Below are 15,572 nucleotides of genomic sequence, written 5' to 3'. Positions count from 1 at the left end.
CCTCCGGCTTGGCGGGAGAATGGCCGGCATCCGACGACACACGAACAAGGAGCGCTTTCAAAAATGACCACGCTGCAACAACTCCTCGGCACGGACCTCCCGCTCATTCAGGCCCCGATGGCCGGCATCCAGGGCAGCGCGATGGCCATCGCGGTCAGCAATGCAGGCGGGCTCGGCTCGCTGCCGTGCGCCATGCTGAGCCCCGATGCCATGCGCAGCGAGCTCGCGGCGATCCGCGCCGGCACCGGCAAGCCCTACAACGTCAATTTCTTCTGCCACACGCCGTCGGCGCCGAGTGCCGAACGCGAGGCGACATGGCGCGCCGCGCTGGCACCGTACTACGCCGAGTTCGGCATCGATGCGGCGAGCATTCCCACCGGCCCGGGGCGCAATCCCTTCAGCGCCGAGGTGGCCAATCTGCTGGCCGAGTTCAAGCCGCCGGTGGTGAGCTTCCATTTCGGCCTGCCGTCCGAGGCGCTGCTGGCGCAGGTGCGCAGCTGGGGCGCCAAGGTGCTGGTGTCGGCCACCACGGTCGACGAGGCCTTGTGGCTCGAAGCGCACGGCGCCGATGCGGTCATCGCGCAGGGGCTGGAAGCCGGTGGTCACCGCGGTCACTTCCTGTCGCACGACCTGACGAAGCAGCTCGGCACCTTCGCACTGTTGCCGCAGCTGGTGCGCGCCGTGAAGGTGCCGGTGATCGCGGCCGGCGGCATCGCGGACGCAAACGGCGTGTCCGCGGCCATGGCGCTGGGGGCTGCGGGCGTGCAGGTCGGCACCGCCTACATGCTGACGCCGGAAGCCACGACGACCGCGATTCACCGCGCGGCGCTCAAGAGCGACGCCGCGCGCCACACCGCGCTCACCAACCTGTTCACCGGCCGCCCGGCACGCGGCATCGTCAACCGCGTGATGCGCGAGCTGGGCCCCATCGGTGCGGCCGCGCCCGAGTTTCCGCTCGCCACTTCGGGCATCGCGCCGCTGCGCGCCAAGGCCGAGGCGCAGGGCAGCGGCGACTTTTCTCCGCTGTGGTCGGGGCAGAACGCCACCGGCTGCCGCGAAGTGTCTTCGGCCGAGGTGACCCGGGCGCTGGCGCAAGGCTTTCATGCATCCCTCTGAACCATCCATGACCCAACAACTCCATCTGCCCTTCAAGTTCCTGGCGCACGGCGCCCAGGCCGACGTCCGCGAGCCCTGGCTGCTGGTGCTGATGCACGGCGTGGGCAGCAACGAGCAGGACCTGTTCGGCCTCGCGCGGCTGATGCCGCCGCAGTTTCACGTGCTGAGCCTGCGTGCGCCCTATGTGCTGTCGCCCGATGCCTATGCGTGGTTCGAATTCGAGGTGCTGCCCAACGGCGAGCGGCACATCAACGAAGAGCAGGAGCGCGAAAGCCGCTTCCTGGTCGGCGAGATGATCGCCTCGGCGGCGCAGCAGCTCGGCGTGCCGCCGGAGCGCATCGTGGTCGGTGGTTTCAGCCAGGGCGGGATCATGGCGCTGTCGCTGCTGCTCACGCAGCCCGCGAAGGTGCGTGCCGCGATGGTGTGGCACAGCCGGCTGCTGTCGCAGGTGGTGCCGCACATCGCGCCGCCGGAGGCCTTCGAGGGCAAGGCGCTGTGGGTGAGCCATGGCAGCGCCGATAACGTGATTCCCCCGAGCGCTGCGCAGGCCACGCGCGAACTGGCGCGTGGCCTGCCGCTGGCGCTGTCGGGTTCGGACTTTCCGGGCGCGCACGAGATCCGCCCGGCCGAGCTGCAGGGCACGCTGGCGTGGCTGCAGTCGCTCAGCGCGGCGACAGGCGCGCCGTGACCATCGCCTCCATCTCGCCCACCCAGCCGTCGCCGGCGGCCTCGGGCTGCACCAGCAGGCGATAGCGGCGTCCGCCCCAGGCGGCGGTGAGCAGGGCGTGGACTGTGGCAGGTGGGGGCGGCAATGGCAGGTCCTTGCAGGCAGCGAAGGCCCCGAGCCAGCGTTCGGCGAGTTCGTCGTACACCCGGCGATGGTGCTTGGGCTCGGCCACGCGGTGCTCGAGCATCAGCATCTCGGGGTCGAAGGCCGGCAGCCCTTCGAGCCGCGTGTCGCAGGTGATGCGCACCAGGCGCTTCACGCGTTCGCGCCAGTCGATGTCCGTCGGCGCGATCGCCTCCGCATCGAGCCGCGCGAGCAGCGCCTCGATGCAGTGGCGGACATAGCCCGAGAGCAGGGCTTCCTTGTCGGGAAAGTAGTCGTAGAGCGTGCCGACCGCGATGCCGGTTTCCAGCGCCACGGCCCGCGTGGTCACGCCTTCCCAGCCGTGCGCGGTCCAAATCCGAACAAAGGCGTCGTAGATCGCCTGGACGGTGAACTTGCTGCGCGCCTGCGTGGGGCGTTTCAGGGGCTTGGAGCGGGGTGCGGCCGGCATGGACTGGGTTTCCGAACCCGCTGCAAGGCGGGCCGTCCTACAGTTTGCGAATGAACAACGCATTCACTTTAACCCGCCTCGAAACCCGCAAGAACGCGCTCGGCACCACCCGGCTGGTGGCCGCGCCCGACGCCGGTGCGCTGCAGCCCGGCGAGGTGCTGATGAAGATCGGCCGCTTCGCGCTGACCACCAACAACATCACCTACGCGGCCTTCGGCGACGCAGTGATGAAGTACTGGCAGTTCTTCCCGACCGGCGATGCCGACTGGGGCCACATGCCGGTATGGGGCTTCGCCGACGTGGCGGCCTCGAACGCCGAGGGCGTGGCGGTGGGCGAGCGCTTCTACGGCTACTTTCCCATCGCGAGCCACCTGCGCATGCAGCCGGTGCGGGTGACGGCGCGCGGCTTCTACGACGGGGCCGAACATCGCCATGCGCTGGTGTCGGCCTACAACCAGTACATGCGCTGCAGCAACGACGCGGGCTATGCCGCGGCGCAGGAGGACTACCAGATGCTGGTGCGCCCGCTCTTCATCACCTCGTTCATGCTGGCGGATTTCCTGGAGGACAACGCCTTCTTCGGTGCGAAGCAGGTGGTGGTGTCCAGCGCATCGAGCAAGACCGCATTCGGCACGGCGTTCTGCCTCGACAGGCGCGAAGGTCTGCAGCTGATTGCGGCCACCTCGGCCGCCAATCGCGCCTTCGTCGACGGGCTGGGCTGCTATGACCGCACCTTGCGCTACGAGGAAGTCACCACGCTGCCCGCCGATGTGCCGACGCTCTACATCGACTTCTCGGGCAACGACGCGCTGCGCGCCACCATCCACCACCACTTCGGCGCGGCGCTGGTGTACGACTGCTATGCGGGCTCGGCGCAGAAGACCGAGTTTCTCGGCGACACCGCTTCGCTGCCCGGCCCGACGCCCCAGCTCTACTTCGCGCCCGTGCAGATCCGCAAGCGGAACGCCGACTGGGGTCCGCAGGAGGTCAACCGCCGCTTCAACGAGGCGCAGGGCAGGTTCATCGCCGAGCTGGGCAAGCCCGGCAACCGCTGGATGGCGCTGGTGCAGGGCGAGGGCTTCGTGCATGCGCAGGCGGTGATTGCCGACCTGCACGCGGGCAAGGTGGACCCGCGCCAGGCGCACGTCGTTCGCCTGGGCTGAACTTTCGCGCCGGCGGCGCGTCACAGGGCGTTACGAGGCCGTGGCATTGCGGAGGCCCCAATTGGTGCAACATTGACCGATACCTCCGCACCACCCATCCTCCAGCAAAGGAAAGTGCCGCCATGTCCGACAGCGAATCTTCCAACGACTCCAGGGACGCCTCAGAGTTCAGGCCCCGCCGCGAGACCTCGATGGGGACCATCGTCGTCATCGCGCTGCTGGTGCTGGCCGCCGCTTTTTTCGGCTGGCGCTGGTACCAGCAGCAACAAAAGCAACTCGAGCCCGTGCCGGTCGCCGCCGCGCCGAACGACGGGCCTGCGCCCGCACCGGCGCCCGCACCTCAGCCCGAGTCCCTGGAGCCGAAGAACCCCATGGATGCGATCGCGCTCCCGGGCGCGGGGCTGCCCACGGTCGCGGATTCCGATACGCGCGTGATGAAGGAACTCGTCGATCTGTTCGGCAGCAAGAACGTGGCAGGCTTCCTGCAGTTCGACGGCATCGTGCGCCGCTTCGTGGCAACGGTCGACAACCTCGCGCGCGAGCAGGCGCCTGCGAGCGCATGGCCGGTGCGGCCGACGAAGCAGCGCTTCATCACCGAAGGGCAGGGCGAGAGGCAGGCCATTGCGGCCAACAATGCCGCGCGCTACAACGCCATCGTGCTGTTTGCCGAGTCGGTCGATCCGGGCAAGGCGGCCAAGGTGTATGCCCGGCTCTACCCGCTCTTCCAGCAAGCCTACGAAGAGCTCGGCTATCCCGGGCGCTATTTCAACGACCGGCTCATCGCCGTGATCGACCATCTGCTGCAGGCACCCGAGCCGCAGGGGCCGGTGCAGGTGCGGCTGGTGGAGGTGAAGGGCGACGTGCCCTCGCAGCGGCCCTGGGTGCGCTACGAGTACGTCGATCCGAAGCTGGAATCGCTGTCGTCCGGCCAGAAGATCATGGTGCGCATGGGGCCGGAGAACGAACGCCGGGCCAAGGCCAGCCTGCGCGGCTTCCGCGAGCAGATCGCCACCGGCGAACTGGTAAAGAAGAAGCAGCCCTGAGGCGCTGCGCCGTGTAGGCGCAGGCCGATTGCACGCGGCGCGGATGGCGCAGATGATTTGTTCTCAAGATTTCGAGGACAACCGTATGAACCCGATGAGCGTCGACCTCTATCAAAGTACTACCGATCCCAAGAAATTCCTGGCGCTTCCCGCGGGCGTCGATCCGGCCGAACTCATGGGTCCGATGACCTTCGACCGGGACTACGCACAGATCAAGCGGTACCAGGAGGCATTCGAATTCGACCCGTCCGAAACCTATGCCGGGGTCAATGCCGCCAAGATCGCAGCGGACATCCTGACCGTGAAGTGGGCGATGTATCGCCGCGAAGCCTGACCGCAGAACGGTGCCGCGGCGCGACGGCGCGGGGCCGTCGCGCTTGCGTCTTCAGGCCTCTTCGGTTTCCTCGTAGTCGCCGACCGGCACGCAGCTGCAGAACAGGTTGCGGTCGCCGTACACGTTGTCGACACGGCCGATCGGCGGCCAGTACTTGGCCTGCTTGAGCGCGGCCAGCGGGTAGGCGCCGAGTTCGCGCGAATACGGGTGCGACCATTCCGTGCCGAGCAGGCTGGCCGCGGTGTGCGGGGCGTGCTTGAGCGGGTTGTCTTCCTTCGGCCAGACACCTTCTTCCACACGGCGAATCTCGCCGCGGATCGCGATCATCGCGTCGATGAAGCGGTCGAGCTCGGCCAGCGGCTCGCTCTCGGTCGGCTCGACCATCAGCGTGCCGGGCACGGGGAAGCTCAGCGTCGGCGCATGGAAGCCGTAGTCGATCAGTCGCTTGGCCACGTCTTCCGCGGTGACGCCGCTGGTGTCCTTGAGCGGGCGCAGGTCGAGGATGCACTCGTGCGCGACGTGGCCGTTGGGGCTCGCGTACAGCGTGGGGTAGTGGTCCTTCAAGCGCGCACTGATGTAGTTGGCGCTGAGGATCGCGATTTCGGTCGCGGCCTGCAGGCCCTTCGCGCCCATCATGCGGCAGTACATCCAGCTGATCGGCAGCACGGCCGCGTTGCCCAGCGGTGCGGCCGAGACGGCGCCCACGCCGTTCGACGGCACGCCGGCCGTCGCATGGCCCGGCAGGTAGGGCACGAGGTCTTCGACCACGCACACCGGGCCCACGCCCGGGCCGCCGCCGCCGTGCGGAATGCAGAAGGTCTTGTGCAGGTTCAGGTGGCTCACGTCGCCACCGAACTCGCCCGGCGCGGCCACGCCGACCAGCGCGTTCATGTTGGCGCCATCGACGTACACGCGGCCGCCGTGTTCATGCACGAGCTCGCAGAGTTCCTTCACGCGGGTTTCGAACACGCCGTGCGTGCTCGGATAGGTGATCATCACGGCGGCGAGGTGCTTGCTGTGCTTTTCGCAGGCGCGCTTCAGGTCGTCCATGTCGACGTTGCCCTGCGCGTCGCAGGCTGTCACTACCACCTGCAGGCCCACCATTTGCGCACTTGCGGGGTTGGTGCCGTGCGCCGACGAGGGAATCAGGCAGATGTTGCGGTGGCCCTGGCCCTTGGCTTCGTGAAAGGACTTGATGGCCAGCAGGCCCGCGTACTCGCCCTGCGAGCCTGCGTTGGGCTGCAGGCTGATGCCTGCATAGCCTGTTGCCTCGCACAGCCAGGCGCGCAGCTGCGCGTCGAGCTGCGCATAGCCCAGCTGCTGGTCGGCCGGTGCGAAGGGGTGGATGTCGGCGAACTCGGGCCAGGTGATCGGGATCATCTCGCTGGTCGCGTTGAGCTTCATGGTGCAGCTGCCGAGCGGGATCATGCTGCGGTCGAGCGCGAGGTCCTTGTCCGACAGGCTGCGGATGTAGCGCAGCATCGCGGTCTCGCTCTTGTGGGTGTTGAACACCGGGTGCGTGAGGAAGGCGCTGGTGCGGCGCAGGTCTTCGGGCAGGCGCGGCGCGGTGTTGACAAGGTCGTTGAAGCGCGGCATCGGCGTGCCGGCGGGAACGAACAGGGCCCACAGCGTTTCGACGTCGGCGCGGGTGCTGGTCTCGTCGAGCGAAATGCCCAGGTGCTGCTGCAGCCGCTGGCGCAGGTTGACGCCGGCGGCGTAGGCGCGCTCGATGATCTTCGGCGTGTCGTCGCCGGTGCGGATCGTCAGCGAATCGAAGGCGAATGCATTGACCGGTTCGCGGCCCATCTGCGTGAGGCCCTGCGCGAGGATGGCCGTGAGCGCCGCCACGCGCTGTGCAATGCGTGTGAGGCCGTCGGGCCCGTGGTACACGGCGTACATGCTGGCCACGACGGCCGGCAGCACCTGCGCGGTGCAGATGTTGGACGTGGCCTTCTCGCGGCGGATGTGCTGCTCGCGCGTTTGCAGCGCGAGGCGGTAGGCGGGCTGGCCGTGCGTGTCGACGCTCACGCCGACCAGGCGGCCCGGCAGCGAGCGCTTGAATTCGTCGCGGCAGGCGAGGTAGGCCGCGTGCGGGCCGCCGTTGCACAGCGGCATGCCGAAGCGTTGCGTGGTGCCGCAGACGATGTCGGCATCCCACTCGCCGGGCGGCGCGAGCAGCGTCAGCGCCAGCAGGTCGGCCGCCACGCAGAAGGCGGCGTCGCACTGGTGCGCGTGGCCCGCGAGCGGGCGCAGGTCGTGCACATGGCCGGTGGTGGCGGGGTACTGCGCGAGCACGCCGAAGAACCCGCCGCTCGCCATCAGCAGCGGCAGTGTTTCGGATACGGTGCTCACCTTGACCTCGATGCCCAGCGGCGCGGCGCGCGTCCTGATGACCTCGATGGTCTGCGGATGGCAGTCGCCCGACACCAGGAATACGTTGCTCCTGCTCTTCACGCTGCGCTTGGCGAGCGTCATCGCCTCGGCCGCGGCCGTGGCTTCATCGAGCATCGAGGCGTTGGCGATGGCCATGCCCGTGAGGTCGCACACCATCGTCTGGAAGTTGAGCAGGGCTTCCATGCGGCCCTGCGAAATCTCGGCCTGGTAGGGCGTGTAGGCGGTGTACCAGGCGGGGTTCTCGAGCACGTTGCGCAAGATGACGCCCGGCGTGTGCGTGCCGTAGTAGCCCTGGCCGATAAAGTTCTTGAATACCTTGTTCTTCGACGCCATGGCCTTCAGCTCGGCCAGCGCATCGGCCTCGGTGACGGGCGCCGGCAGCCGCATCGGCTTGGCGCGGCGGATGGCCGCGGGCACGATGCCGTCGATGAGCTCCGCCCGCGTTTCCGAGCCGATCACCGGCAGCATGCGCGCCTCGTCCGCTGCATCGATGCCGATGTGGCGGGCGAGGAATTCTTCGGCGTTCTCTAGTTCTTGCAAAGAGGGAAGGGCGGGAATCGGCATGGCGGTGAAGGCTCGGGGAGGAAGGGGATGCTCGGGAGAGGAGTCAGGCGATCAGGATTCGGCGGCGAACTTGTCGTAGGTGGCGGAATCGAGCAGCGCGTCGAGTTGCGCCGGGTCGCTCAGCTTGACCTTGAAGAACCAGCCGCTGGCCAGCGGGTCGCTGTTGGCGAGCGACGGGTCGGCGCGCAGGGCTTCGTTGACTTCGGTGATCTCGCCCGACACGGGCATGAACACGTCGGCTGCGGCCTTGACCGATTCGACGACGCCGGCGACATCGCCTTGCGCAAAGCTCTTGCCGACTTCGGGCAGGTCGACGAACACCACGTCGCCCAGCGCGTCCTGCGCGTGCACGGTGATGCCGACGGTGGCTGCGCCGCCTTCGGCGGACACCCATTCATGGTCCTTGGTGTACTTGATGCTCATGAAAAAAACTCCTCGTGGAAAAAATGATGATCGGGGTGCAGAGCCTAGCCGCGGTAGTAGCGGGTGGGCACGAAGGGCATGGTCGAGACTTCCATCGGCACGGGCTTGCCGCGCACGATGGCCTGCACGCGCGTGCCGGGCTCGGAGAAAGCGGTGGCGACGTAGGCGATGGCAATGGGCCGGTCGGCCGTCGGGCCGAGCAGGCCGCTCGTGACGAAGCCGATGTCGTGGCCTTCGAAGGATTGCAGCACCGTGCCGTCGCGCACCGGGATGCGTTCGAGCGCCACGAGGCCGACGCGCTTGCGCTTCAGCGTGTGGTGGTCGGTGTGGCCGGCGGCGCCTGCCGCGGCGGCGTCGAGCTGGGCCAGGATCCTGGCTGCACCGGGGAAGCCGCCTTCGCGCGCGCCGCCCGTGCGGCGCACCTTCTGGATCGCCCAGTTGAGCGAGGCCTCGACCGGCGTGGTCGTGGTGTCGATGTCGTTGCCGTACAGGCAGAGCCCGGCTTCCAGGCGCAGCGAGTTGCGCGCGCCGAGGCCGACGGGCTTGACCTCGGGCTGCGCCAGCAGCAGGCGGGCGAGGGCGTCGGCGTCCTTGCCGGCCACCGAGATCTCGAAGCCGTCTTCGCCGGTGTAGCCGCTGCGGGTGACGAAAGCGGGAATGCCGCCGATCTGCACCGCGCCGCCGGTCATGAACACGAAGCGCTCGATGCCGGGCGACAGGCGCGCCAGGGTGGCGGCCGCCTGTGGGCCCTGCAGGGCGAGCAGCGCATGGTCGGGCAGGGGCTGCACCTTGCAGCGCGCGCCGATCTTCTGCTGGATGTGGGCGATGTCGGCCACCTTGCAGGCGCCGTTCACGATCACGAAGATCGAGCCGTGGCCTTCGTTGAAGAACATCAGGTCGTCGAGGATGCCGCCTTCGTCGTTCAGCAGCAGCCCGTAGCGCTGCTTGCCGGCCGGCAGGTCGATCACGTCGACCGGCATCAGGGTTTCGAAGGCGGCCGCCGCATCGGGCCCGACCAGGCGCAGCTGGCCCATGTGGGAGATGTCGAACAGGCCGGCCGCATCGCGCGCGTGCTTGTGCTCGGCCATCAGGCCGGCGGGGTACTGAACGGGCATGGAATAGCCGGCGAAGGGCACCATGCGGGCGCCGAGCTCCACGTGCAGGTCGTACAGCGGCGTCTTGAGAAGCTGGGTGTCGGATGAAGCGGAAGAAGCAGCCACGGGGCACTCCAAAGGGGCAGTCGAAATCCATGGCTGCAACGCCACGGGCCACCCCTGCTGTCCGCTTTACCTGAGAGATTCGCCCCACGATCGGGGTTTGCTCCTTCGGTGGGCCGGTGCATGCGCAACGGCCTCTCTCCAGCAAGGAAACGCTGGTTTGCACCAACGCCTTGTCAGTCCTTTTGCCTGAGCGTTCGGGAATCCCCTGCGCCTTCGGCGGCCCCGCGTGGCGGTGCTCTCTCCTGACCCCGCCAAGTGTAGTGGATCGCGGGCCCCGGAGCCCGCGGCGTCAGTGCACGATTTCAGCCGGTGGCAGCAGCCGCTCGATGCGCTCGCGCAGCGACTCGGCCCGCTCGGCGCCGGCGGTTTTCTCGATTTCGGAGAGCATCAGCGCGGCGATGGTCAGCATCGCCTCCCGGTCGCGGGCTTCGCGCAGGGCGTCGCGCATCTGCAGGGCGAACTTGGGGTCGCGCCGCACGAACATGCGCTCGCAGATGTCGAACAGGAACATCCGCGTGGTGGCCAGGGAGCGCTTGCCGTCGAAGTTGTCGGCCGAGGTGGCGAGCCGGATCGGGTCGACCGCCGGCACCGGGGCGGGCGGTGCGGCAGCGGCGGCAGCCTGTGCCGCCGCCTGCGCCGTGGCGGCGGCGATCGCCTGGGGGTCCTGCAGGTAGCCCTTGAGCACCAGCGCCTGGATCGCCTGCTCGGCTTCGGTGCGGTTCGCGAACATCGGGCTGAAGTCGGTCAGCGTACGCCGGCCGTCGGCCATCAGCAGCAGCGCGCGCTCCCGCTGGGTGAGCGTGCGCTGGCCGCCCTGGAGTTCGTCGCGAGCCTTGTCGGTCTTGGTAGGAAACATGGCGGCCACAGCTTTCGGAGATCGAGGGCTGCAGCATCGTTGCAAGCGGTGACATCTTCATGAACCATTTTCCCTGGAGGGAAAAATCACCGCCGCGGCCGTGGGCCGCCGTGAAGTCGGCCGCGCAGGGCTACTTGAACCCGAGCGCGCGCGGCAGCCAGGTGCTGAGCGCCGGCACGAAGGTCAGGATCATCAGCACCGCACCATGCGCCCACAGGAAGGGCACCAATTCCTTCACCAGCGCCGACATCGGCACCTTCGACACATTGCAGGTCACGAACAGCAACCCGCCCACCGGCGGCGTGATCATGCCGAGCGTGAGGTTGAAGATCACGATCATCGCGAAGTGCACCGGGTCGACGCCCAGCTTGATCGCCACCGGCGCGAGGATCGGTGCCAGCACCATCACGCCCGGCAGCGGTTCGATGAAGATGCCGAACAGCAGCAGGAACACGTTGACGATGATCAGGAACATCCACGGCGAGAGATTCATGCTGATCAGCCATTCCGCCATCTGCTGCGGAATGCCTTCGATGGTCAGCACCCACGCGAACGAGGCCGACAGCCCGATGATGATCAGCACCGAGGCCGAGAGCAGTGCCGAGCGCGAGAGGATGTCGGGCAGCATCTTCCACTCGAGCGTGCGGTAGACGAACTTGCCGCACACCAGCGCATAGAACACCGCCACCACCGAGGCCTCGGTCGGCGTGAACCAGCCGGCGCGCATGCCGCCCAGGATCACCACCGGCAGCAGGATCGCGGGAATCGCCTTCCAGGTGGTGACGAGGATCTCGCGCAGCGGCGGCGTCTGGCCGTCGCCCTTGTAGTTGCGCTTCTTCGAGACGTGGAAGTTCACGACGCACATCGCCACCGCGATCAGGATGCCCGGCAGGATGCCGGCCGCGAACAGCGTGCCGACCGAGACGCTCTCGTCCTGCAGCGCATAGATGATCATGATGATCGAGGGCGGAATGATCGGCCCGACGATCGCGGTCGAGGCCGTCAGCGCCGCCGCGTAGGAGCGGTCGTAGCCGGCCTTGTCCATCATCTTGATGAGCATCGACCCCGGCCCCGCCGCATCGGCCAGCGCCGAGCCCGAGATGCCCGAGAAGAAGGTGAGCGACACCACGTTGGTGTAGCCCAGTCCGCCGCGCCGGTGGCCGACGAACTGGCCCGCAAAGCGCAGCAGCACCTCGGTGAGCGAGCCGCCGCTCATGAGCTCGGCCGCAAGGATGAAGAAGGGCACGGCCATCAGCGGAAAGCTGTCGATGCCGGTGAAGGTTTCCTTCAGCAGCACCATCAGCGGATAGTTCTCCGCAAGGATGAGCGTGGTGACGGTGGAGAGGCCCAGCGCAAAGGCCACCGGCACGCCGATGGCCAGGAACACGCAGGCGGAGACGATCAGAACGATGCTGGCATCCATGGTCGTTCCTTTACAGCGACGCCGAAGCGTTGGCGTCGAAGTGCGCGTCGGAGGCGAACTCGCGCCGCATCACGTAGCCGCGCACCACCAGCAGCCAGTGCACGACCAGCAGCACGCCGCCGAACAGCATCGCGCTGTAGATGTAGGCGAACGGAATCTGCGTCACGGCCGTGAGCTGGAACATCGTGCGCTCCATGTACAGCCAGCCGTACCAGGCCATGAAGCCGAAGAAGGCGAACAGCAGCGCAGCGACGAAGGCGCGCACTGCGATGGCGGCGCTGCGCGGCAGCGCGTCCTGCAGGTTCTCGACCGCGATGTGGCCGCCGTAGCGCAGCACCGGCCCGGCCCCCAGGAAGGTGAGCCAGATCATCATGTGGCGCGACACCTCTTCGGCCCATTCGAGCGACTGGCTCGTGGTGTAGCGCATGACGACGTTGGTGAAGATGATGACCGACATGGCGGCCAGCAGGAGGATCAACGCCCAGCGATTGGCGGCCAGAAAGTAGCGCTCGAAAACTTGCACGTTTGTTGTTCTCTGTTCTTGTCTTGAAAAAACGAAGCGCCCGGCGCACTGAAGCGGGCCGGGCGCGGTCATCGGAAGAAGCTGGCGCGCAGGCTTACTGGATGTCCGTGATCTTCTTGATGTTGTCCGCCCCGAACTCCTTGGCGTAGCCTACGTAGGCCGGCTTCAGGGCTTCGCGGAAGGCGGCGCCGTCGACGTTCTTCGTGACCTTCATGCCGTCTTTCTCGAGCTGGGCGATGCCGTTGTTCTCGTCGTCGTTGACCTTCTTGCGCTGGGCGATGGACGCCTTCTTCGCGGCTTCGACGAAGACCTTCTTGTCGGTGTCCGAGAGCTTGTTCCACACCTTGGGCGAGAGCAGCAGCAGCGCCGGCGAATACACGTGTCCCGTGAGCGACAGGTGCTTTTGCACCTGCGAGAACTTCGACGCCAGGATCACCGGGATCGGGTTCTCCTGGCCGTCGACCGTGCCTTGCTGCAGCGCGCCGAAGAGTTCGGGGAAGGCCATCGGCGTCGGCAGGATGCCGAAGGTGCGGTAGCCGTCCATGTGCACCTTGTTTTCCATGGTGCGCATCTTCAGGCCGGCGGCGTCGCTGGGCTTGACGATGTCGCGCTTGCTGTTCGTCATGTGGCGGAAGCCGTTCTCGGTCCAGGCCAGCGCGATGATGCCCTTGCTCGGGAACTTGGTCAGGATGTCCTGGCCGATGGGGCCGTCCATCACCTTGCGCGCATGGTCGTAGTCGCGGAACAGGAAGGGGATGTCGACGATCTTGACCTCGGGCACGAAGTTGCCCACCGGGCCGGTCGAGGTGTTCACCAGGTCCTGCGTGCCGAGCTGGATGGCCTCGATCTGCTCGCGCTCGCCGCCGAGGGCCGAGTTGGCGAAGTGCTGGCACTTGAAGCGGCCTTGCGTGCCTTTCTCGACCTCGTCGCAGAACACCGTGGAGCCCACGCCGTAGTGCGACTCCTTGGAGGTCGCGTAGCCGATCTTCAGCACCGTCGGTTGTTGTGCCAGGGCGGATGTGCCCAGGGCAAGCGAAAGGCAGGCGGCGGCGATGTGGCCGAGTTTCATGGTGTCTCCGGGGGGATGTGGTCAGGAATGCGTCAGGCGCATGCGACTATGCCGCAACCGGGGGCTTCGCCGTGTCGGGAGTTTCACGGACACCACCGCGAACCGCTTCACCAGAGTTTGGCGCAGCTCCCAGTCAACACCACGTCGGAACTGGGTGCCGAAGGCGTTGCGCTGCGCTCGCGCGTGACGATCAGGCGCGACACCTTGGACAGCAGTTTCTCGGAGGTGTCGGGCAAGGCCGAGACCTGGGTTCCGTTGACAGGGACCACGCCTATCGCGAAAGGTGCCCCGTCGGCGGGCAGGGCCCACAGGACCAGCCGTTCGTCGCTCGCCAGTGCGGGTGCGATGGGCGCGACGCCCAGCACCTTGAGCGTGAGCGTCTTGCCATGCCGCAGCGAACTGACCAGCAGCCGGCCCTGGCCCTGCGCGTCGGTCAGCACGCCCACGTAGCTCTGCGGCAGCCGTTCGCCCGATCGCATTGCCAACTGGTCGCTCGAAATGAAGATGCCGGGCGCCGAGAGGAACAGGGCGCTCGCGGCGACCACCCCAGCCACGATGCCGCCGAGCCCGAAGCCCGTGGGGCGCAGCCAGCCTGTCCAGCGCGAGGCCGAGGCTTCGCGCGCGGCGGCGGGCCGCGTGCGCGCGGCAATCGCAGGCCACAGATCGACGGAAGGTCGGCGCACAGGTACGGCGAGGGCCAGCTGCCCCAGCCGCTGCTCCCATTGCGCCACCAGCGAACGCACGTCGGTGCGGTCGTGCTGCAGGCGCTCGAAACGCCTTCTGGCGCCGCCTTCGAGCGTGCCCAGCACATAGGCCGATGCCAGCGCATCGAGCAACCGGGCGTCGGTGTATCTCACGGCGCCACCCCCTGCGCGCTCAGGCAGGCGCGCAGCTTGTCGAGGCCGCGGCGTATCCAGGCCTTGACCGAGCCCAGCGGCGCGTTCATCTGCGCGGCCACCTCGGTGTGCGACAGTCCCTGGTAGTAGGCGAGCGCCAGGCTCTGGCGAAAGCTGCCGTCGAGCGCCGCCATGCAGCCCTCGATGCGCAACGCCTGCATGGCCTGCTCGAAGAGTTGGAGCGCGCCCGGGGCGGTGTCGGTGCCCTGCGGCAGGCCGGCATCGTCCTCGTCGCCGGTCTGCTGTTGCGGCTGTTCGTGTGCATTGCGCCGCGTGCGCGAGCGCAGTGCGTCCAGCGCCTTGTTGCGGACGATGGCGATCAGCCAGGTGATCGGCTGGATCTCCTGCCCGTCGACGCTGGAGCGGTAGCTGCCCGCGTTTTTCCAGATGTTCACATAGGCCTCTTGCAGCACGTCTTCGGCTGCCTGTTCATTGCCCAACATACGAACCGCGACGCCAAACAGATGCAGATGCGTGCGTTCGTAGATCTGGGCGAAGCAGGCATGGTCGCCGCGGGCTGCGCCGGCGATCAGGTCTTGCAGGCTGGTCAGAATATTTCTATTCATGCGGCGAGTATTGCATCCGTTGTAGCGCGGGTGTCGTTTCTGGAAGGAGCTTCGGGCGTTTGCCCGATTCCTCGATGCCGGTCATTCTGGTCGGCGTTCATTCTTTTTCTTGACCTGGGAAATGCCATGACATCGAATACGCGAATCCTTCCTCTTGCCTGCGTCGTCCTCGGTGCGGCCCTGCTCGCGGCCTGCGCATCGCCACGGCCGGGCGCCACCGCACCGGCGGCGGAATTGCCGGCCGCCATCAAGGCGCCCGACGGCGAGCGCGCCGCCTTCACCTGGCATGCAGCGGGCGTGCAGATCTACGAATGCCGCGCGGGCGAGAAAGGCGCCTGGGCCTGGCAGTTCGTGGCGCCCGAGGCAGAACTCTTCGGACCCGGCGGGGAGAAGGCCGGAACGCATGGTGCGGGACCGCACTGGACGGCGCTCGACGGCAGCAAGACGTTCGGCACCGTGAAGGCCCGCGCCAACGGGCAGCGCGAGGCCGACATTCCGTGGCTCCTGCTGTCCGCCAGATCGGCGGGCACTGCCGGAAAGATGGCCAGCGTTACCAGCGTGCAGCGCATCAACACCCTCGGCGGCAATGCGCCGGCCACGGGGTGCGACGCGGCGGCCGACGGCGGCAAGCGAATCAGGCAAGGCTACAGCGCCGACTATGTGTTTCTCGTTGCCCGGTAGGCCCTGAATACGACGCTGCGG

General features: G+C 67.5%; 16 protein-coding genes and 2 riboswitches. Of the genes, 6 read left to right on the top strand and 10 right to left on the bottom strand.

Annotated elements, in window-relative coordinates; translation table 11 throughout:
• Positions 1-63 precede the first annotated feature (63 nt).
• Both AC1DXX_RS26080 and AC1DXX_RS26075 read left to right on the top strand, forming a co-directional pair.
• Positions 64-1,116 carry an NAD(P)H-dependent flavin oxidoreductase gene (locus AC1DXX_RS26080; protein WP_478137115.1) on the top strand — a complete coding sequence of 351 codons (1,053 nt, stop codon included), beginning with the start codon at positions 64-66 and terminating at the stop codon, positions 1,114-1,116.
• Between the two features lie 7 nt (positions 1,117-1,123).
• Positions 1,124-1,804, top strand: coding sequence for an alpha/beta hydrolase (locus AC1DXX_RS26075; RefSeq protein ID WP_478137114.1), 681 nt, complete (start codon positions 1,124-1,126; stop codon positions 1,802-1,804).
• Here the strand turns inward: AC1DXX_RS26075 and AC1DXX_RS26070 are convergent.
• Entirely contained in the window at positions 1,779-2,396 is a 618-nt protein-coding gene (locus tag AC1DXX_RS26070) for a TetR/AcrR family transcriptional regulator (protein ID WP_478137113.1), read from the bottom strand. The two genes, AC1DXX_RS26075 and AC1DXX_RS26070, sit on opposite strands and share 26 nt — an antisense overlap.
• A 50-nt stretch (positions 2,397-2,446) precedes the next feature.
• Between AC1DXX_RS26070 and AC1DXX_RS26065 the strand changes: the two genes are divergently transcribed.
• From AC1DXX_RS26065 to AC1DXX_RS26055, 3 genes are all read left to right on the top strand, one after another.
• Entirely contained in the window at positions 2,447-3,559 is a 1,113-nt protein-coding gene (locus AC1DXX_RS26065; RefSeq protein ID WP_478137112.1) for a DUF2855 family protein, read from the top strand.
• Positions 3,560-3,681: 122 nt separating this feature from the next.
• The gene (locus AC1DXX_RS26060) at positions 3,682-4,602 is read left to right on the top strand and encodes a DUF3014 domain-containing protein (RefSeq protein ID WP_478137111.1); all 921 of its coding nucleotides are present in this window, start codon (positions 3,682-3,684) and stop codon (positions 4,600-4,602) included.
• A gap of 85 nt (positions 4,603-4,687) precedes the next feature.
• Positions 4,688-4,936, top strand: coding sequence for a hypothetical protein (locus AC1DXX_RS26055; RefSeq protein ID WP_478137110.1), 249 nt, complete (start codon positions 4,688-4,690; stop codon positions 4,934-4,936).
• A 51-nt stretch (positions 4,937-4,987) separates the two neighbouring features.
• Here AC1DXX_RS26055 and gcvP read toward each other — a convergent pair whose 3' ends face one another.
• The 9 genes from gcvP to AC1DXX_RS26010 form a co-directional block, all read right to left on the bottom strand.
• On the bottom strand, positions 4,988-7,894 hold the full coding sequence (gene gcvP, locus AC1DXX_RS26050; RefSeq protein WP_478137109.1) for an aminomethyl-transferring glycine dehydrogenase: 2,907 nt from the start codon (positions 7,892-7,894) through the stop codon (positions 4,988-4,990).
• Positions 7,895-7,945: 51 nt separating this feature from the next.
• On the bottom strand, positions 7,946-8,317 hold the full coding sequence (gene gcvH / locus AC1DXX_RS26045; RefSeq protein ID WP_478137108.1) for a glycine cleavage system protein GcvH: 372 nt from the start codon (positions 8,315-8,317) through the stop codon (positions 7,946-7,948).
• 44 nt (positions 8,318-8,361) lie between these two features.
• Complete coding sequence (gene gcvT / locus AC1DXX_RS26040) at positions 8,362-9,537, bottom strand: glycine cleavage system aminomethyltransferase GcvT (protein WP_478137107.1); 1,176 nt, start codon at positions 9,535-9,537, stop codon at positions 8,362-8,364.
• 47 nt (positions 9,538-9,584) lie between these two features.
• A riboswitch (glycine riboswitch) is annotated at positions 9,585-9,689 on the bottom strand.
• A 12-nt stretch (positions 9,690-9,701) separates the two neighbouring features.
• A riboswitch (glycine riboswitch) is annotated at positions 9,702-9,792 on the bottom strand.
• Between the two features lie 34 nt (positions 9,793-9,826).
• Positions 9,827-10,393, bottom strand: a complete 567-nt coding sequence (locus AC1DXX_RS26035; RefSeq protein WP_478137106.1) for a hypothetical protein — start codon at positions 10,391-10,393, stop codon at positions 9,827-9,829.
• A gap of 130 nt (positions 10,394-10,523) precedes the next feature.
• Positions 10,524-11,816, bottom strand: a complete 1,293-nt coding sequence (locus AC1DXX_RS26030) for a TRAP transporter large permease (protein WP_478137105.1) — start codon at positions 11,814-11,816, stop codon at positions 10,524-10,526.
• A gap of 10 nt (positions 11,817-11,826) precedes the next feature.
• Positions 11,827-12,339, bottom strand: coding sequence for a TRAP transporter small permease (locus AC1DXX_RS26025; protein WP_478137104.1), 513 nt, complete (start codon positions 12,337-12,339; stop codon positions 11,827-11,829).
• Positions 12,340-12,433: 94 nt separating this feature from the next.
• Entirely contained in the window at positions 12,434-13,408 is a 975-nt protein-coding gene (locus tag AC1DXX_RS26020) for a TRAP transporter substrate-binding protein (RefSeq protein ID WP_478137103.1), read from the bottom strand.
• 107 nt (positions 13,409-13,515) lie between these two features.
• On the bottom strand, positions 13,516-14,265 hold the full coding sequence (locus tag AC1DXX_RS26015) for an anti-sigma factor (protein ID WP_478137102.1): 750 nt from the start codon (positions 14,263-14,265) through the stop codon (positions 13,516-13,518).
• Positions 14,262-14,870, bottom strand: a complete 609-nt coding sequence (locus AC1DXX_RS26010) for an RNA polymerase sigma factor (RefSeq protein ID WP_478137101.1) — start codon at positions 14,868-14,870, stop codon at positions 14,262-14,264. The genes AC1DXX_RS26015 and AC1DXX_RS26010 overlap by 4 nt, the downstream gene beginning before the upstream one ends.
• Positions 14,871-14,996: 126 nt before the next feature.
• Between AC1DXX_RS26010 and AC1DXX_RS26005 the strand changes: the two genes are divergently transcribed.
• The gene (locus AC1DXX_RS26005) at positions 14,997-15,551 is read left to right on the top strand and encodes a DUF3455 domain-containing protein (protein ID WP_478137100.1); all 555 of its coding nucleotides are present in this window, start codon (positions 14,997-14,999) and stop codon (positions 15,549-15,551) included.
• The last annotated feature ends 21 nt before the right edge of the window (positions 15,552-15,572 follow it).

The organism is Variovorax sp. P4_B10 (assembly GCF_056402375.1).
This window is presented reverse-complemented; position numbering and strand designations above follow the sequence as displayed.